Origin of the sequence: Cellulosimicrobium composti, assembly GCF_009711085.1 — a bacterium.
In the GTDB taxonomy this organism is placed as follows: domain Bacteria; phylum Actinomycetota; class Actinomycetes; order Actinomycetales; family Cellulomonadaceae; genus Cellulosimicrobium; species Cellulosimicrobium composti.
In genome coordinates, this window is record NZ_WMKA01000002.1 from 171,453 (window position 1) to 189,295 (window position 17,843).

Here is a 17,843-nt window from a genome sequence, read left to right on the forward strand (position 1 = left end):
GCTGGTCCCCAACGACCGAAGAAGGCGTAGGGAAATCACGATGCGAATCGATCGCAGGACGAGCGCGACGGTGGCGACTGCCGCCCTCGTGGGTCTCGCACTCGCCGCGTGCAGCGGCGGTGGTTCCGGTGACGGGGGCACCGGTGACGGTGGCGCTTCCGGGGGCGGCGACGAGGTCGAGGTCTTCACCTGGTGGGCCGCCGGCTCCGAGAAGGCGGGTCTCGACGCGCTGGTCGGCGTGTTCGACGAGCAGCACCCCGACGTGACGTTCATCAACGGCGCGGTCGCCGGCGGTGCCGGCTCGGCCGCCAAGGACCTCCTCCAGTCCCGCCTCCAGGCGCAGGACCCGCCGGACACGTTCCAGGCGCACGCCGGCGCGGAGCTGCAGGACTACATCGACGCCGCGCAGATCGAGGACGTCTCCTCGCTGTACGACGAGTTCGGCCTCAACGACGTGTTCCCGGCCGACCTGGTCGACCGCCTCAAGTCCGAGGACGGCGCGATCTACTCGATCCCGTCGAACATCCACCGCGCGAACGTCGTGTGGGCCAACCCGGCGGTCCTCGAGGCCAACGGCATCGACCCCGCCGCGACCTACGCGGACCTCGACGCCTGGATGGCGGACCTCGACACGCTCCAGGCCGCCGGCGTCACGCCGCTGTCCGTCGCGACGACGTGGACCCAGGTCCACCTCCTCGAGACCGTGCTCCTCGCCGACCTCGGCGCGGAGGCGTACAACGGCCTGTGGGACGGCTCGACCGACTGGGCCGGCCCCGAGGTGACGGCCGCGCTCGAGGACTTCGAGAAGCTCATGGGCTACACCAACACCGACCGTGACGGGCTCGACTGGCCCGAGGCGACCCAGATGGTGATCGACGGCAACGCCGGGTTCAACGTCATGGGCGACTGGGCCGTCGCGGCGTTCGAGGAGCAGGGCAAGGCGCTCGGCACCGACTTCACCGCGTTCCCCGTCCCGGGCACCGACGGCGTGTTCGACTTCCTCGCCGACTCGTTCACCCTCCCGGTGGGCGCGCCGCACCCCGACGGCGCCAAGGCGTGGCTCGAGACCGTCGGCTCGCTCGAGGGCCAGGTCGCGTTCAACAAGGCCAAGGGCTCCATCCCGGCCCGTACCGACGCCGACGCCTCGGAGTTCTCCGAGTACCAGCAGACCGCGATCGAGTCGTTCGGCCAGGACACGATCGTGTCCTCGCTCGCGCACGGCGCCGCCGCGCCGGTCGCGACGCTCAACGCGATCTCCGACGCGACGAGCAAGTTCACCTCCGGCGGGTCCGACCTCGCGACCTTCCAGTCCGAGCTCGTGTCCGCCACCCAGGGCTGAGACCGGTCCACCGGAGCCGCCGCGCGTCGTCGGGCACGTCCCGACGGCGCGCGGCGGACCCGCGCGACCGGAACCCTCCCCGGGATGCCGCCGAGCGGCTCCCTCGCCCCCACGACCGGGAAGACCCACCATGCTCAAGTCACTGCGACGCGCCGGCCCCGCGCTGCTGATGCTCGCCCCCTCGCTGATCCTCGTCGGCGTGTTCGTGTACGGCCTCATCGGCGCGAACTTCACGACGTCGATCACCGACAACCACACCGCGGCGCAGGCCACCGGCCAGAAGCCGTCCGTGGTCGTGTGGTTCGAGAACTACGTCGACCTGCTCGGTAGCGAGGCGTTCCAGCACTCGCTGAAGAACCTCGTCCTCTACACCGTCGTCTTCCTCGCCGGGACGATGCTCATGGGCTTCCTGTGGGCGTGGATGATGGACCGGCCCGTCAAGGGTGAGGGCTTCTTCCGGTCGGTCTACCTGTTCCCCTTCGCCGTGTCGTTCGTCGCCTCGGGCGTCGTGTGGCGCTGGCTGCTCAACTCGAACCAGGGCGAGCAGGCGAGCGGCCTCAACCGCCTGTTCCAGATCGTCGGCCTGGACTTCCTGCAGAACAACTGGTGGAACAACGTCACGTGGGGCATCACCGCGATCGCGATCCCCGCGATCTGGCAGCTCTCCGGCTACGTCATGGCGCTCTTCCTCGCCGGGTTCCGCGGCATCCCCGACGAGCTCCGCGAGGCGGCCCGCATGGACGGCGCGAGCGAGTGGAAGCTCTACCGCCACGTGCTGTTCCCGCAGCTGTCGCCGGTCGCGCTGTCGGCGCTCATCATCATCGGCCACATGTCGCTCAAGGCGTTCGACCTCATCATGTCGATCTCGAAGCCCGCGAACTACCAGACCAAGGTGCCCGCCGTCGACATGTACGTCTTCAAGTCGAGCTTCGACTACGCCAACGCGGCGGCCGTCGGCTCGATCCTGCTGATCATCGTGGCCGTCGTCATCGTGCCCTACCTGGTCCGCACCAACCGTCAGGAGAAGCGATGACGACCACCTCGACGCCGGCCGTCCCCACTCCCGACGTCCTCGGCACCCCGCGCCAGACCGAGCGTCGTGCCCCGCGCGGGCGGTTCTCCGTCGGCCGCACCCTGAAGTACGCCGCGCTGCTCTTCTTCGTCGTCATCGTCCTCATCCCCGTCTACGTGCTGCTCGTGACGAGCTTCAAGGGCGCGGGCGACGCGTCCCCGGCACGCGCGTGGGCGCTCCCGCAGGTGTGGACGCTCGAGAACTGGCAGACCGCGTGGACCGCGCTGTCGCCGGCGATCCTGCGCTCGCTGCAGATGGTCGTGCCGGCCGCGATCATCGCGGCCTTCCTCGGCTCGCTCAACGGCTTCGTGCTCTCGCGCTGGTCGTTCAAGGGCGCGAACGTCATCTTCACGCTCATCCTCTTCGGGATGTTCATCCCGTACCAGGCCGTGATGATCCCGCTCAACCAGCTCGTGCTGGGCCTGGGCATCCCGAGCGGCGTGCCGTCGCTGATCCTGCTCCACGTGGTCTACGGCATCCCGATCACGACGCTCATCTTCCGCAACTACTACATGACGGTGCCGCACGAGCTCGTCGAGGCCGCGCGCGTCGACGGCGCGGGCATGCTGCGCACGTTCTGGTCGATCATCCTGCCGATCTCGATCCCGAGCTTCGTGGTCGTGCTCATCTGGCAGTTCACGTCGGCGTGGAACGACTTCCTCTTCGCGGTGTTCTTCTCCTCGAGCCAGAACGGCCCCGTCACGCTCGCGCTGAACAACCTCGCGAACGGTGCGCTGCTGCAGAACTACGGCGTCTCCATGGCGGGCGCGCTCTTCGCGTCGCTCCCGACGCTGCTCGTGTACATCGTCCTCGGCAAGTACTTCGTCGGCGGGCTGATGTCCGGCTCCGTCAAGGGCTGAGCGAGCCGCACGCTCCTGCGCGGGCTCCCGTCGAGGCGGGGGCGTGGTCCCACGACCACGCCCCCGCCTCGACGTTTTCTCCCCCGTGCCCCTGGACGCGGCGAGACAGCGCTGTCACCATAGAGCGGACCTCCCGACGACGACGACGAGAGACACGCACCATGACCCGAACCCCCACCCACCCTCCTGCCCGGCGCCGCGCGCGCCGGCGCGCCACGACCGCCGTCGCGCTCGCGACCGCGGGCGCGCTGCTCCTGGCGCCCGCGACCGCGCAGGGCGCACCGCCGGCCTCCCCCACGACGACGACCGCCGTCGCCGACGCCCCCGCGTACGGCGCGCCCGACGCGACCGCCGCCGACTACTACGGCGCGCTCCTGCGCCACACGCGCTGGGTCGAGACGGTCTGGGACGCGTCGGCCGGCGCGTACCAGCTCAAGGACTTCAACTTCGCGGTCGTGCTGGGCAACGCGGTGCTCCTCACGCACGGCGAGTACGACGCCGAGCTCGCCGGGGTGTCCGAGGAGACGCTGCGCGCGCACACGCTCGCGACGATCAAGCACTACGCGGCGACCAACCGGTTCGTCGACCCGGCGGGCACGTGGGGCAAGAAGCTCTTCTGGGACTCGACGTTCCAGTCGTACTTCCTCGCCGCGGGCACGCTGCTGTGGGACGAGCTCGACGCGACGACCCGGGCGAACCTCACGACGATCGCGACCGAGCAGTCGCGCTACACGGCGGACCTCGACTTCGGGAACGACCCGCTCTCGGGCTCGTGGACCGCGGACTGGCCGACGGGCAAGTACCTCGGCGACACGGCGCAGGAGGAGGTCGGCGTCTACACGCAGGCCCTCGCGCCCGGTCTCGCGTGGGCACCCGACGACCCGGACGCCGCGCGCTGGGCCGAGCAGCTCGGCGACTGGGGTCGCAACGCCGCGGGCCAGCCGACGGCCGACCGCAACAACCCGGCCGTCGTCGCGGGCAAGCCCGTCTCGTCGAACACGATGCAGACGATCCACGACACCTACCTCGTGGAGAACCACGGCTCGTTCGGACCGCACTACCAGTCCGACATCTGGCGCTCGGGCGGTCGCAACGCGATCCACTTCCTGCTCCACGACGAGCCGCTGCCCGAGATCCTCACGCGCCAGCCGAGCTCGGCGGAGCTGTGGGAGTCGATCAAGCTCGTCATGTCCGACGCGGGCGAGCCGTTCATGCCGATGGTCGCCGACCGCGAGTTCCTCTACGGCCGCGACGCGATCCCGATGGCGTTCCTCGGCCAGGTGCTGCACGACCCGGACGCGGCGCGCGCCGAGGCGAACCTCGCGGCCGCGCTCGAGGACTACCAGGCGTACGAGCCCGTGCACCGCCTCGCGAAGTTCTCGGGCGAGCCCAAGTACGAGCCCGAGGCGCGCGCGGAGATCGCGATCTCCTACCTCCTGCACGTCGAGGCGGCGGAGTCCCCCGAGGGTCCGGTCGAGCCGACGCCGCAGGACGAGTTCTTCGAGCGCCTGGCGGGGGTGCGCGACTTCGGCGCGGTGCCCGGGCTGACGGTCCAGCAGTCCGCCGGCGCGTGGGCCGCGGCGTCCAGCCGCACGGGGTTCGTGAAGTTCCCCTGGGTGCCCGGGCACGACTCGTGGCTCTTCCACGTCTCGGGCTCGACGCCGTTCCTCTACCCGACCACGGGCGCGACGGTCGACGAGCGCCGCGTCACGACGTACACCGCGCCGCGCGACGGCTTCGAGGGGACGTCGTCGGTGTTCCGGGTCGGCGACGGCTACGCGGGCCAGGTGACGCTCCCGACGGGCGCCGCGGTGTACGCGTCGACGGGTGCGGGCACCGAGGACGCGAGCCTGTCCGTGCGCAACCTCGACATGGGCGGGTACTCCGGCCTCGACGGCTCGCGCACGTACACGACCGCCGAGGGCGAGACCACGGCGTCGCTCCCGGTCACGCGCCCCGCGGACCCGGCCGACGCGCGGGCCGCGCGCGTCGACGACCTCACGTTCGCGCCCGTCACCGCGCGGTACGTGCGGCTCCTCGGGCAGCAGGGCCACCCGCAGTACGGGTACTCGATGTTCGCGTTCCACGCGTACGGCGCGGACGAGGCGTCGGGCGCCGACCTCGCGGCCGGCAAGGTCGCGACCGCGTCGAGCGAGGACGCGGCGAACGGCCGCACCGCGGCCCGCGTGACCGACGGCAACGCGTCGACGCGGTGGGCCGTCGCGGTCGGCGAGCGCACGCGCCCCGACTCGTGGGTCCAGGTCGACCTCGGCGAGGAGACGACGGTCGGCGGCGTGCGGTTCGCGTGGGAGGCGAGCGCCGGGGCGCGCTACCTCGTCCAGACGTCCACGGACGGCGAGACGTGGACCACGGCCGCCGCGTACGGCAAGGCGCCGGCGGACGTGAACGTGGCGCGCCTCGACACGGTCGACCTCACGCCCGAGGGCGCGGACGAGCCGGGCCCCGTGACGACGCGGTACGTCCGCATGCAGGGCGTGCGCGGCGACGCGACGTACGGCTACTCGCTCTACCACCTGCGCGCGTTCTCGCCCGCGGGGACCGACGTCGCGGCGGGTCGCCCCGCGACCGCGTCGAGCGCCGCCGGGTCCAACCCGGCGGGCGCCGTCACCGACGGCTCCGCGACGACGCGCTGGGCGGTCGCGGTCGCCGACCGCACCCGGCCCGACTCGTGGGTGCAGGTGGACCTCGGCGCGCCGACCGCGGTGAGCCAGGTCCAGCTCGGCTGGGAGGTCGCCGCCGGCCAGGAGTACCGCGTGCAGACGTCGCTCGACGGGCAGGCGTGGCACGACGCCGCGTCCTTCCGGTACACGGGCGACCAGGTGCTGAGCAGCGACGGCGACTGGCTCAACGTCGAGGGCGAGGCCGGGTTCGTCGTGCGCGGGTCCGACGCGCCCCTCACCGTGTCGCGCGCGAGCGACACGCGCCACGTCGTGCGCCTCACGGACGGCGCGACCGGCCCCCGGCTCGTCGAGATGGTCCCGGGCGACGCCGCGGCGACCGCCGCGCAGGCGGGCGCGCGCGTGCCCGCGGCGGACGCGGACGGCGTGCTCGTGAGCCTCGTCGACGGCTTCGTCGTCGCGTTCAACCTCACCGGTGCCGACGTCACGACGACGCTCACCGTGCCGCACGACGGCGGCGCCGTGCCCGTCTACCAGGGCACGCAGACCGTCGGCGCCGACGCGTCCACGCTCGACGTCACCGTGCCCGCGGGCGACGCGGTCGTCCTCGCCCCGCGCGCGACGGTCGCCGCGCGCACCGGCGGGACGCCGGTCGGGGTCGCCGTCACGGCCGACGACGCGCGCTCGTTCCGCGTCGCGGGCGCCGGGACGCCGGTCGAGCTGCGCCACGCCGAGACGGGCGCGACGCGCACGGTCGGGGCGGCGCCGTCGGGCACGCGCGTCACGTTCCGGGACGCGACGCCGTTCCCCGTCGCGGACCACGCGCTGAGCACGCTGACGTTCCCCGCGTCGGTGCTGCCGGAGGGCATGACGTCGCCGTCGCTCGCCGTGGACGGCGACGCGGCGACCGCGTGGGTGCCGGGCCCGGACGGACGCATGGTCACCGACCTCGGCGCGCCGCGCGAGATCGGCACGGTCGTCGTCGCGTGGGAGCGCGGCGGGGCGCCCGAGGCGGTCGTCTCCGTGAGCGACGACGGCCTGACGTTCATCGACGTCGGCACGATCCGGGCGGGTGCCGCGCGCGGCACGCTCGCGGTCGACCGCACGGCCCGGTACGTCGCGCTGAGCACCGCGTGGGCCGACGGCGACCCGGGCCTCACGGCCCTGCGGGTGCTCGCGCCCGGCGCGGCCGACCCGTCGTCGCCGGCGCCCGTCTCCGTCACCGCGACGGCCGAGGTCCGGTGCCTGGCGGGCACGCCCTACGTCGCGGTGCGCGTCGTGAACGACGACGACGTGCGCCTCGACGTCGAGGTCGCCACGCCGTGGGGCACGCGGACCTTCCCCTCGGTGGCACCGGGGAAGAACGCGTACCAGTCGTTCGCCGTGCGCGGCGACGCGGACGCCGGTCCCGTGACCGTCACGGCCGCGCCGTCGGACGACGCCGACGAGCGCGAGACGGTCGCGACGCCCGACCACGGGCAGCCGACGTGCGGGTGACGCACCCGGCCTGACCGCCCGGGCCTCGCGCCGCTCGTGGTGCGAGCCCCGGGTCCCGGAGGTCGGGACCTTCGGCCGGTCCGGCGCCGCTCGGCGCAGCGCTACGGTCGAGACCCAGCGGCACCGGCGGCCGGAGGGCCGACCTGCCGGGCCGCCGGGCCGTCGCGCGTGGGAAGGAGCCGCCGATGACCCGCCCCGGCCTCGTGGTCGCCGGACTGACCCGCCTGTCCGTCACGGACTGGCCCGGGCGGCGCGTCGCGACGGTCCGCACCCAGGGCTGCCCGTGGCGGTGCGGCTACTGCGACCACCCGGGTCTGTGCGCCGTCGCCGCGCACGGCGGCGCACGGGCCGCGGCCTCGGTCCCGTGGTCCGAGGTGGTCGCGTACCTGTCCCGGCGGCGCGGGCTCCTCGACGGCGTCGTGTTCTCCGGCGGCGAGCCCACCCTGCACCCCGGTCTCCTCGGCGCGATCGACGACGTGCGCGACCTCGGCCTCGCGGTCGGCCTGCACACCGCCGGGCCGTGGCCCGCGCGGCTCGCGCGCCTCCTGCCGTTCGTCGACTGGGTCGGCCTCGACGTCAAGCACCTGCCGTCGCGCTACCCGGCCGTCACGGGGACCGTCCCGTCGGGGCGCCGCGCGTTCGAGTCGCTCGCCGTGCTGCTGCGCTCGGGCGTCGACCACGAGGTCCGCACGACGGTGGACCCGGGCGTGCACACGCGCGCCGAGCTCCTCGCGCTCGGCGCCCACCTGCGCCGCCTCGGCGTGCGCGAGTGGGTGCTCCAGGAGGCCGTGCCCGGCGGCGCGACCCCGGCGTGGGCCCGCGCGCTCGCCGGGCGCCGGCTCACCGACGTGCTCGACGACGCGGACCTCGCCTGGGCCCGGCGGCGGACCGCGGCCTGACCCGGCCCGGTCAGAGCGGACGGACCGGCTGGCGCAGCACCGTGCGGAGCCTCGCCGGGTCCGTGCGGCGCACGTCGCTCAGGTAGATCTCGTGGTGCGGTCCCGCGAAGGTCAGGCCGTGCTCGGGCAGGTACACGTCGTGCAGCTCCGCGAGCACCGGGCCCTCGGCGTCGTACGGGCCGACGTGCAGCGTCTGCACCGACCGGCCCTCGGTGAGGCTCGTGCGCCGCACGAGGTCGAGCGCGGCGGGCGCGTCCTTCTTCGCGCGCACCGTCTCCGTCGCCGCGACGACGAGGTCCTCGCCGACCCAGTCCGGCTGCAGGACCAGCAGGGTCCAGCGCCACGCGTCCTTCTCGCGGCGCACGAACGTCCCCGGGTCGTCCGCCGTCCACAGGCCCTCGAGCGGCCCGACGACGAAGTCGCGCCCCTCGCGCTTGCTCGCGAACTTCACGGCGTAGGACACCGAGAAGAGCGCCTCGACCGCCGCCGCGTACGCGGGCGACGTGTTCGGGTCGCCCGCGCCGTCGACGGCCAGGTAGGACAGCGTGGGCACGTCCACCTCGACGAACCGCCCGCGGGGCGGGGCGTAGAGCTCGCGGTGCAGCGCCTTGAGGTCGACCTTGTCCGTGGCCATGCGGCCGACGCTACCGGCGCCCTCCGACGACGTCCCGCGCGGCGGACCGGCGCGCGGCGCCGGCGCGGCGGACCGGCGCGCGGTGCCGGCGCGTCAGGCGGTGCGACGCGCCAGGTCGCGCTCGGCGGGCGCCGCCTCGCGCACGGGCGTCACGTAGTCGACGACGGCGCGCACGACCTCGGGGTCGCGCAGGAGCCGGTGGTGCCCCAGCCCCTCGGTCGTGAGGAGCTCGCCCTCCGGCCAGGCCGCGGCGAGCGCCGCGCCCACGGGGTACGGGACCTCCTTGTCGGCGCGGTCGTGCAGGACGAGCGCGGGCGGCACCGGGTGCGTGCGCACGGTCTCGCGCACGTCGAGCTCGCCGAGGGGCCGCCCCGCGAGGTCGGACAGCATCCCGCGCAGCAGGTCGCGCGTCGGCTGCGAGAGCCGCAGCAGGTCCGCGAACCCGTCGACCTCCCCCAGCACGTCCGTGATCGCCGCGACGAGGACGAGCCGCTCGACGGGGAGGCCGTCGCGCACCGCGAGGACCGTCGTCGCCGTGCCGAGCGAGTGCGCGACGACGGCCGTCGCCGCGCCGTGCTCGCTCACCACGGCGGCGAGCGCGTCCGCGAGCTCGGGCATGGTGCTGCGCCGCGGTCCGAGCCGGCCGGGCCCGGAGTCGCCGTGGCTCGGCGCGTCGAACGCGACGACGCGGTAGCCCGCGGCGCGCAGCGGCTCGACGAACGCGCCGAGCTGGCCGCGCCACCCGCCCCAGCCGTGGGCGAGGTAGACGACGCCCGCCTCGGACCGCGCGTCGCGGCCGGCGGCCCCGCCGTCGGCCGTGCGCGCGTCCGGCGACGGCGGTGCGTCGCGGTGCGTCGCGTCCCCCGCCACGGGCGCCCACGTCTCGACGACGACCCGCGCGCCGGACCCGGTCGTCACGGTGCTCAGGGTGCCGCGCGCGGCGCGGTCGTCGCGACGGCGCCCCGCGCCGTCGGGCGGGGTGCACCACAGGTCGAGCGCGAACCGGGCCGCGCGGCGCGGGGAGACCGCCTGGAGCACGGCGATCCGGGCCCGGACGAGCGCGAGCCGCGCCGCGGCCTTGCGGCGCCGTGCCGCCCGGCGCCGGTCGGCACGACGGCGGTCGTCGCGCACGGTCGTGCTTTTCTGTGCTCCTGAGCCGGTCACGAGGGTCCTCTCGAAGGGTCGGTGCGGGGTCGGGGGCGGTCGTCAGGCGACCGGGACGAGCGTGCGCGACGCGTCGAGCAGCGCCTCGAACGCGACCCGTGCGCGCTCCTCGGCGCGCGGGTCGGCCATGAAGACGTGCGCGTGGTGGAGCGCGAGCATGACGCCGTAGAGCTCGGACGCGAACTGCTGCGGGTCCACGTCGGCGCGGAACCCGCTCTCGGCGACGCACGTGCCGTACACCTGCGCGACGGTGTCGTACAGGTCCTGGTGGTCGCGCACGAGCTGGTCGCGCACCGGCCCCGCCTGCGCGGCGAGCTCGGTCGCCGCCTTGACGAACAGGCAGCCCCCCGGGTGCTGGTGCACGGCGCACCCGAGCCAGCGCTCGAACAGCTCGCGCAGGCGGCGCTCCCCGCGCGGCGAGCGCAGGGCCGGCGCGACGACGGTGTCCACGAACTCGGCGCGCGCCTGGTCGAGCACCGCGAGCTGGAGGGACTCCTTGGCGCCGAAGTGCGCGTACAGGCCGCTCTTCGACATGCCCGTCGCGCGGGCGAGCTCGCCGATCGTGAGCCCGGCCAGGCCGACGCGGTACGCCGCCTCCACCGCGCGGTGCAGGATCGCCTGCCGCGTCTCGTCGCCCTTGCTCACCCGGCGAACGTAGCACGACCGTGCGGAAATGGGGAGGGGGCGTCGGGGTCGGGCTGCGACGTCGGTCTGGCGGGGCCGGCCACGCGCCGCCTCTGCCGCCGTCGTCGCGCGCAGCGGCACCGTCCCGGAGACGCCGAAAGGCCCCACCCGGAGGTGGGGCCTTTCGTCCTGTGCGCCCGGAGGGATTCGAACCCCCAACCTTCTGATCCGTAGTCAGATGCTCTATCCGTTGAGCTACGGGCGCTGGTCCTGCTGACCGCTGATCGCTCACCGGCCGTCGAGAACACTACCGCGTCCTCGCCGCGATCCCAAACCGGATCGACCCCCTGCGGGCCCGAGGTGACGGACGCCACGCCGTCCGACCGTCGCAGCACACCGCGGGTCACGCGGTCCCCCCAGGGTCGGACCCGGCCCCCGCGACGTCCCGCCCGCAGCCCGACGCGGGCGGACCCTGCGCCGCCGGACGATCGACCCATGACGTTCACCGGCCACCACGCTCCCGCCCCCGGCGGCTCGCCCCTCGTCGCGAGCGCGCTCACCAAGGTCTACGGCTCCGCCCAGACCGCGACGCACGCCCTCGCGGGCGTGAGCCTGACGGTCCATCCCGGGGAGTCGCTCGCGATCATGGGCCCGTCCGGGTCCGGCAAGACGACGCTCCTGCACGTCCTCGCGGGCATCGTCACGCCGACGTCCGGCACGGTGTCGTGGCGCGGGGAGGACGTCACGACCCTCTCCGAGGCGCGCCGCACCGTCCTGCGCCGTCAGGACTTCGGCTTCGTGTTCCAGTCGGGCCAGCTCCTGCCCGAGCTGCCCGCGGTCGAGAACGCGGCGCTGCCCCTCATGCTCGCGGGAACGGCCCGCGCCGAGGCCACGGCGGTCGCGGCCCGGTGGCTCGCGCACCTCGGCCTCGCGGGGATGGAGCAGCGCCGCCCGGGCGAGCTCTCCGGCGGCCAGGCCCAGCGCGTCGCGATCGCGCGCGCCCTCGTCGGGTCGCCCGGCGTCGTCTTCGCCGACGAGCCGACGGGCGCGCTCGACCAGGCGACCGGCGCCGAGGTCCTCGACGTCCTCACGCGCGCCACGCGCGACTCCGGCGCCGCGCTCGTCGTCGTCACGCACGACGCCGGCGTCGCCCGCCACTGCTCGCGCACCGTGACCATGCGCGACGGCCGGATCTCCGGCGAGTTCTTCGCCCCGGGCGCCCAGCCCGCCGCGAGCGGCGCCCCGCAGGCCGCGGCGTCGCAGGCCGCGGCGAGCGCCGCCGTCGCGCGGCCCGTACCCCCGGCACCCGCGCCGCCCGCTCCCCCGGCGCACGACGCCGCGACGCAGCAGGCCATGGCCGCGCACCCGGCCGCCGGGTACGTGCCGACCCACCCGACCGCGGCCGACCAGGAGAGCGCGCGATGAGGACCGTCGACCTCTGGTGGCTCCTGCGCCGCCGCAGCGCCGACGAGCGCGACCCGCAGGGCCTGACGAACGTGCTCGCCATCATCGCGTTCGGCGTGACCACGGCGATCCTGCTCGTCGTCCTGGGCGGCTTCCACGCGTTCCTCGAGCGCGCGGGCGGCGTCGAGGGAGTCCGGGAGGGCATGGAGGGCGTGACGCCCTACGACGCGCAGTACCCGTTCCTCGCGGGCATCGCGTCGCTCCTGCTCCTCATCCCGCTCGTCACGCTCGGTGCCGCGGCCGCTCGCCTCGCCGTCGCGCGGCGCGACGCCCGGCTCGCCGCGCTGCGCCTCGCCGGGGCGACGACGGGCCAGGTCACGACCCTCACCGCGCTCGACGCGACGGCACAGGCCGTCCTGGGCGCGCTCGCGGGCATCCTCGGCTACGGCGCGCTGCTCCCCCTCGTCGCGCAGCTCCGGTTCCAGGGGCGCACGTTCGGCATCGGCGAGCTGTGGGTCGGGGTCCCGGCGCTGCTGGGCGCCGTCGTGCTCGTCGTGCTCGTCGCGCTCGTGTCGGCGCTGGTCAGCCTGCGCCGCGTGGCGATCACGCCGCTCGGCGTCGCCGCACGGGTCACGCCCCCGGGGCTCAAGGCCGTGCGGCTGCTGTCGATGGGGCTCGCGTTCGTCGCCATGGTCGTCGCGACGAACGTGTCGTTCGGGTCCGAGGCCGTGGCGATCACGATCGTCGTCGTCGTCCTGCTCGCCGGCTTCGCGACGGTGAACGTCGTCGGCCCGTTCGCCATCTGGATCGTCGGCAAGATGACGGCTGGCTCGGCGCGGCGCGTCCCGACCCTCCTCGCGGGCCGGCGGATCGTCGACAGCCCGCGCACCGCGTGGCGCTCCGTCGGCGGCATCTCGCTCGCGACGTTCATCGCCGGTCTCGCGAGCATCTTCGCCCTGCTCGACCCCGGCATGGGCGCCGACCCCGAGGAGGTCCAGTACCTCGTCGACCTCAAGACGGGCGGGTTCCTCACGCTCGCGATCGCGGGCGTGCTCGCGGCGGTCTCGACGGGCGTCATGCAGGCCGGGCGCGTGATCGACCAGCGCGACGAGTACCGCACGCTCGTCCTGTCCGGGACGGACCTGCGCACGCTCGACCAGGCCCGGTTCCGCGAGACGCTCGTCCCGCTGGCCGTGAGCGTGGGCGTCGCCACGTTCGCCGCCCTGCTGTTCATGGTCCCCGTGATCGGGTTCAACGCGTTCGCCAACGTCGCGGTCGTCGTCCAGTTCCTGCTGTGCGTCGCCGCGGCGTCGGCGCTCGTGCTCGCGGGGGCCGGGGCGTCGCGGTTCGTCGTGCGGTCCGCGCTCGCCACGACCGGGAGCGCCTGAGCCCGCGGCCCACCGGCGCCCCGCCGGCCCACGCCGGCGGGGCGCGGGCGGGGCGTCGTCGGGGCAACAGAAAAGGCCCCGGGCGCCGAGCACCGGGACCTTCCTGAGCGGAGACGGAGGGATTTGAACCCTCGAACGGGTTGCCCCGTTACCACCTTAGCAGGGTGGCGCACTAGACCTGACTATGCGACGTCTCCTCGCGGGCTCGTCGGAGAGCCTGCGTCGCCCAGGGTACAAGGGCCGCGCCACCAGACCAAACCGCGAGCCCGACGGCGTCGCGCGCCTAGCGTTCGAACGTCCACTCGCGGTCGGTGAGCATGCGCGCCACCGCGAGCCCGATCGCGAGCGCGACGATCACGAGGCCCGCCTCGACGGCGTAGGCGAGCGCCTGCGTCGTGGCGCCCGTGTTGAACTCGTACACCGCGCGGTAGGCCGTGACGCCCGGGACCATGATGACCACCGCGGGCACGGACACGGTGATGCGCGGGACCCGCAGCGCGGGCGCGACCGTCGCCGCGAGCAGCCCCACGAGCAGCGCCGCGGCCGCGGCCGCCGCCTGCGGCACGACGTCGGCGTCGACGAGGAGCAGGCGGCCGACGTTCGCGACCATCCCGATCGACGCGGCCCCGAGCGCCATCGCCCACGGGCTGTTGAACATGAGCGCGAACCCGAGCACCCCGAGGAAGCTCGCGACCGCCCGCAGGCCGAGGAGCAGGGGCTCCGCGAGGACCGGGGGCGGCACCGGGTCGGGAGCGAGCCCCGCGAGCGCGGACACGCCCCACACCGCGAGCGCGGCGGACGCGAGGATCATGAGCGCGTACGTGACGCGCGCGACGCCCGCCGAGAAGTCGAGCTTGGCGAGGTCGAGCGCACCCGTGACGAGCGCGAAGCCCGGCACGAGGAACAGCACGGACGAGACGTAGCCCGCCTCGTGCCCGCCCTCGACGCCCGCGAGCGCGGACAGCGCGAGCACCAGGACGAGGTAGGCGACGCTCGCGACCGCCGCCGCGAGCATCGTCACGCCGAACTGGTTGATGCCCCGGTGGAGCATCGCGCGCCGCACGCCCTGGCCGAGCGCCGCGGCGACCAGCACGGCGCTGCACTCGACGAGGCCGCCGTTGTTGAGGAACGCGAACGCCGCGCACGCGATCCCCGCCCACAGGGCGTTGAGGAGCGCGCCGTAGAGCGGCGGGCGGCGCGCGATGCGGTCGAGCTCGGCGTCCACCGCGTCGAGGTCCGCCCCGGGCGGGAGCATCGCGGAGAAGCGCTCGAGCTGGGCGAGCCGGTCGGCGTTGATCCCGACGGAGCGGACCTCGGTGAGCTCGGTGCGGAAGATCGGCCCGCGGTACGACGTCGCGGTGATCTCGGTGAGCGTCACGTGCGCGGCGATGCGGTCGAGGCCGAGGGCGCGGGCGGCGCGCGTCATGTGCGACTTCACGCGGTAGCTGCCCGTCCCGGCGGAGAGCGCGAGGCGCCCGATCCGCAGCACCGTGCCCGATCGGCGGATGAGGTCGACGGGCTCGAGGCCGGCCTCGTCGGCCGGGGAGGGCTCAGACGTCACCCGGCCATGATCCCGCACGGCCCCGGGTGCGGCACGCGCCGAAGGTCCCGCGCGTCCCGGCGGCGGTCGGTCGTGACGTACCGTCTGCCCATGGCCGACGACGCCCCCCACCCCGCGCCCGGCGCCGCGCCGGGCCGCGCGCGCACACCCGTGGCGACCGACGTCGACGTGCTCGTCGTGGGGTCGGGCTTCGGCGGGAGCGTGACCGCGCTCCGTCTCACCGAGAAGGGCTACCGCGTCGCGGTGCTCGAGGCCGGGCGCCGGTTCGCCGACGACGAGCTCCCGCGCACGTCGTGGCGCCTGCGGTCGTTCCTGTGGGCGCCCGCGCTCGGCTGCTACGGCATCCAGCGCATCCACCGCCTGCGCGACGTGCTCGTCCTCGCGGGCGCCGGCGTGGGCGGTGGCAGCCTCGTCTACGCCAACACCCTCTACGAGCCCCTGGACGACTTCTTCACGGACCCCGCGTGGGCGGACGTCACGGACTGGTGGTCCGAGCTCGCCCCCTGGTACGACCAGGCGCGCCGCATGCTCGGCGTGACCACCTACGCCGGACGCACGCCCGCCGACGACGTCATGGCGGACGTCGCGCGCGAGACGGGCGTCGGCGACACGTTCGTGCGGGCGCCCGTGGGCGTGTTCTTCGGCCGGGACGGTGCGCGCGAGCCTGGCGTGACCGTCCCCGACCCCTACTTCGGCGGGGCCGGCCCGGAGCGCCGCGGCTGCACCGAGTGCGGCGCGTGCATGACGGGGTGCCGCGTCGGGGCGAAGAACACGCTCGTGAAGAACTACCTGTACCTCGCCGAGCGCGGCGGGGCGCAGGTGCTGCCCCTGACGACGGTCACCTCGGTGCGGCCCGTGCCCGACGGCGCGGGCGGCGTCGTGCACGAGGTCCGCGCCCACCGCTCGGGGCGGCCCTGGGCGGGCCGACGCACGTACACCGCGCGGCACGTGGTGCTCGCCGCGGGTGCGCTCGGCACGCAGCGGATCCTCCACGCGATGCGCGACAGCGGCACGCTGCCGGGCGTCTCCGAGCGGCTCGGCCACCTGACGCGCACCAACTCCGAGGCGCTGCTCGGCGCGACCGTGCGGCGCCGCGACCACCGTCGCCGGCCCGGCTCACCGGACTACTCGCGCGGCGTCGCGATCACGTCGTCGTTCTACCCGGACGCGCACACCCACGTGGAGCCCGTGCGGTACGGCAAGGGGTCGGGCGCCATGGGGCTGCTCCAGACCGTGCTCACCGACGGCGGCCCCGGGCGCTGGCGCACGTGGCTGCGCGAGCTGTGGCGGCAGCGTCGGGACCTGCCGGCGATGCTCGACCTGCGGGACTGGTCCTCGCGCACGATCATCGCGCTCGTCATGCAGAGCCACGACAACTCGCTCACCACCTCGCTGCGCCGCGGGCTCCTCGGCCGCCGCGTCCTCACGTCCCGCCAGGGCCACGGCGCCCCGAACCCCACCTGGATCCCCGCCGGGAACGACGCCGCCCGGCGCATGGCCCGGCGCATGGGCGGCATGCCGGGCGGCACCGTGGGCGAGCCGTTCGACGTGCCGATGACCGCGCACATCCTCGGCGGCTGCGCGATCGGCACCTCGCCGTCCACCGGCGTGATCGACCCGTACCACCGCGTCCACGGCCAGCCCGGCCTGCACGTCGTGGACGGGTCGGCCGTGAGCGCGAACCTCGGCGTGAACCCGTCGCTGACGATCACGGCGCTGGCCGAGCGCGCGTGCGCGCTGTGGCCCAACGTCGGCGACCCCGACCCGCGCCCGCCGCTCGGCGCGCCGTACGCGGTGCTCGACCCCGTCGCGCCCCGGCGCCCGCTCGTGCCCGCGCACGCCCCGGCAGCGCTGCGCCCGGTACGCGTCAGGCCGGGCCGGAGCAAGGCTCCCGACCCGGCCTGACGGCTGGCGGAGGGCGAGGGATTCGAACCCCCGGTGCGTTGCCGCACAACGGTTTTCAAGACCGTCACATTAGGCCGCTCTGTCAGCCCTCCCGGCCAGACATTGTGGCACGCCCGGGCCCCGCACGACGACGGCGGGCCGCCCCGGGGAGGGCGACCCGCCGTCGTGCGGTGGTCCGGGAGCGCGAGCGGTCAGGCCGCGCCGCGCAGCTGACGCATCGCGAGCTGGACCAGCGCGATGAGCGTCTGCTTCGTCGCCGCGCGCGAGCGGGCGTCCGTGTAGAGCATCGGCACGTGCGCCGGGATCTGCAGCGCCTCGCGTACGTCCTCGAGCTTGTGCTTGGCGACGCCGTCGAAGCAGTTCACGCCCACGACGAACGGGATGTTGCGCGACTCGAAGTAGTCGATCGCGGGGAAGCACTGCTCGAGGCGGTCCGTGTCGACGAGCACCACGGCGCCGATCGCGCCGCGGACCAGGTCGTCCCACATGAAGAGGAAGCGGTCCTGGCCGGGCGTGCCGAACAGGTACAGCCACAGGTTGCCCGGCAGCGAGACGCGGCCGAAGTCCATCGCGACGGTGGTCGTGGTCTTGCGGTCGGACACGCCGCCCGCGTCGTCGACGCCCACCGAGTGCTCCGTCATGGCGGCCTCGGTGTTCAGGGGCTCCACGTCGGAGATCGAGCCGATGAACGTCGTCTTGCCCACGGCGAACCCGCCGGCGACGACGATCTTCACGACCGTCGGCGCCGTGCGCGCCGCCGCCGGGGCACCGCCGGGCTGACCGGCCGGCGCCTGCTGGGCCGGCGCCTGCTGGGCGGGCGCCTGCTGCGCGGGGGCGGCCGGCTGTGCGGCGGCGAG

The 17,843-nt window shown here is 74.8% G+C and carries 13 protein-coding genes and 3 tRNA genes; 8 read left to right on the forward strand and 8 right to left on the reverse strand.

The annotated features are described in order from the left end of the window. Nucleotides 1–40: 40 nt before the first annotated feature. From GJV82_RS01700 to GJV82_RS01720, 5 genes are all read left to right on the forward strand, one after another. Nucleotides 41–1,339, forward strand: a complete 1,299-nt coding sequence (locus GJV82_RS01700; protein WP_024839152.1) for an ABC transporter substrate-binding protein — start codon at nt 41–43, stop codon at nt 1,337–1,339. Between the two features lie 130 nt (nt 1,340–1,469). Continuing rightward, nucleotides 1,470–2,372, forward strand: coding sequence for a carbohydrate ABC transporter permease (locus GJV82_RS01705; protein WP_024839153.1), 903 nt, complete (start codon nt 1,470–1,472; stop codon nt 2,370–2,372). Next, on the forward strand, nt 2,369–3,271 hold the full coding sequence (locus GJV82_RS01710; RefSeq protein WP_155097995.1) for a carbohydrate ABC transporter permease: 903 nt from the start codon (nt 2,369–2,371) through the stop codon (nt 3,269–3,271). The genes GJV82_RS01705 and GJV82_RS01710 overlap by 4 nt, the downstream gene beginning before the upstream one ends. A gap of 161 nt (nt 3,272–3,432) precedes the next feature. Beyond that, nucleotides 3,433–7,407 carry a discoidin domain-containing protein gene (locus GJV82_RS01715; RefSeq protein WP_155097996.1) on the forward strand — a complete coding sequence of 1,325 codons (3,975 nt, stop codon included), beginning with the start codon at nt 3,433–3,435 and terminating at the stop codon, nt 7,405–7,407. 185 nt (nt 7,408–7,592) lie between these two features. Further along, nucleotides 7,593–8,306 carry an anaerobic ribonucleoside-triphosphate reductase activating protein gene (locus GJV82_RS01720; protein ID WP_155097997.1) on the forward strand — a complete coding sequence of 238 codons (714 nt, stop codon included), beginning with the start codon at nt 7,593–7,595 and terminating at the stop codon, nt 8,304–8,306. 10 nt (nt 8,307–8,316) lie between these two features. Here GJV82_RS01720 and GJV82_RS01725 read toward each other — a convergent pair whose 3' ends face one another. The 4 genes from GJV82_RS01725 to GJV82_RS01740 form a co-directional block, all read right to left on the reverse strand. Continuing rightward, nucleotides 8,317–8,940, reverse strand: coding sequence for a GyrI-like domain-containing protein (locus tag GJV82_RS01725; protein ID WP_024839157.1), 624 nt, complete (start codon nt 8,938–8,940; stop codon nt 8,317–8,319). Nucleotides 8,941–9,033: 93 nt separating this feature from the next. Continuing rightward, nucleotides 9,034–10,071 carry an alpha/beta fold hydrolase gene (locus GJV82_RS01730; RefSeq protein ID WP_155097998.1) on the reverse strand — a complete coding sequence of 346 codons (1,038 nt, stop codon included), beginning with the start codon at nt 10,069–10,071 and terminating at the stop codon, nt 9,034–9,036. A gap of 75 nt (nt 10,072–10,146) precedes the next feature. Beyond that, on the reverse strand, nt 10,147–10,749 hold the full coding sequence (locus GJV82_RS01735) for a TetR/AcrR family transcriptional regulator (protein ID WP_024839159.1): 603 nt from the start codon (nt 10,747–10,749) through the stop codon (nt 10,147–10,149). Nucleotides 10,750–10,920: 171 nt separating this feature from the next. Next, a tRNA-Arg gene (locus GJV82_RS01740) sits at nt 10,921–10,993 on the reverse strand. Between the two features lie 230 nt (nt 10,994–11,223). On the opposite strand from GJV82_RS01740, the gene GJV82_RS01745 reads away from it, so the two are divergent. Both GJV82_RS01745 and GJV82_RS01750 read left to right on the forward strand, forming a co-directional pair. Next, a complete protein-coding gene (locus GJV82_RS01745) occupies nt 11,224–12,153 on the forward strand; it encodes an ABC transporter ATP-binding protein (RefSeq protein WP_155097999.1) in 930 nt (309 codons plus the stop codon). After that, nucleotides 12,150–13,520, forward strand: a complete 1,371-nt coding sequence (locus GJV82_RS01750; RefSeq protein WP_024839161.1) for a hypothetical protein — start codon at nt 12,150–12,152, stop codon at nt 13,518–13,520. Before GJV82_RS01745 ends, GJV82_RS01750 begins: the two co-directional genes overlap by 4 nt. A gap of 108 nt (nt 13,521–13,628) precedes the next feature. Here the strand turns inward: GJV82_RS01750 and GJV82_RS01755 are convergent. Together GJV82_RS01755 and GJV82_RS01760 are read right to left on the reverse strand one after the other, a co-directional pair. After that, a tRNA-Ser gene (locus tag GJV82_RS01755) sits at nt 13,629–13,717 on the reverse strand. Between the two features lie 86 nt (nt 13,718–13,803). Beyond that, complete coding sequence (locus GJV82_RS01760) at nt 13,804–15,081, reverse strand: threonine/serine exporter family protein (RefSeq protein ID WP_318657167.1); 1,278 nt, start codon at nt 15,079–15,081, stop codon at nt 13,804–13,806. A gap of 90 nt (nt 15,082–15,171) precedes the next feature. Here GJV82_RS01760 and GJV82_RS01765 point away from each other — a divergent pair, with 90 nt between their 5' ends. After that, a complete protein-coding gene (locus GJV82_RS01765; RefSeq protein WP_155098000.1) occupies nt 15,172–16,986 on the forward strand; it encodes an FAD-dependent oxidoreductase in 1,815 nt (604 codons plus the stop codon). A 4-nt stretch (nt 16,987–16,990) separates the two neighbouring features. Here GJV82_RS01765 and GJV82_RS01770 read toward each other — a convergent pair. Both GJV82_RS01770 and GJV82_RS01775 read right to left on the reverse strand, forming a co-directional pair. Next, nucleotides 16,991–17,078 (reverse strand) — tRNA-Ser (locus tag GJV82_RS01770). A gap of 99 nt (nt 17,079–17,177) precedes the next feature. Next, nucleotides 17,178–17,720 carry a GTP-binding protein gene (locus tag GJV82_RS01775; protein WP_051471385.1) on the reverse strand — a complete coding sequence of 181 codons (543 nt, stop codon included), beginning with the start codon at nt 17,718–17,720 and terminating at the stop codon, nt 17,178–17,180. Between the last annotated feature and the right edge of the window lie 123 nt (nt 17,721–17,843).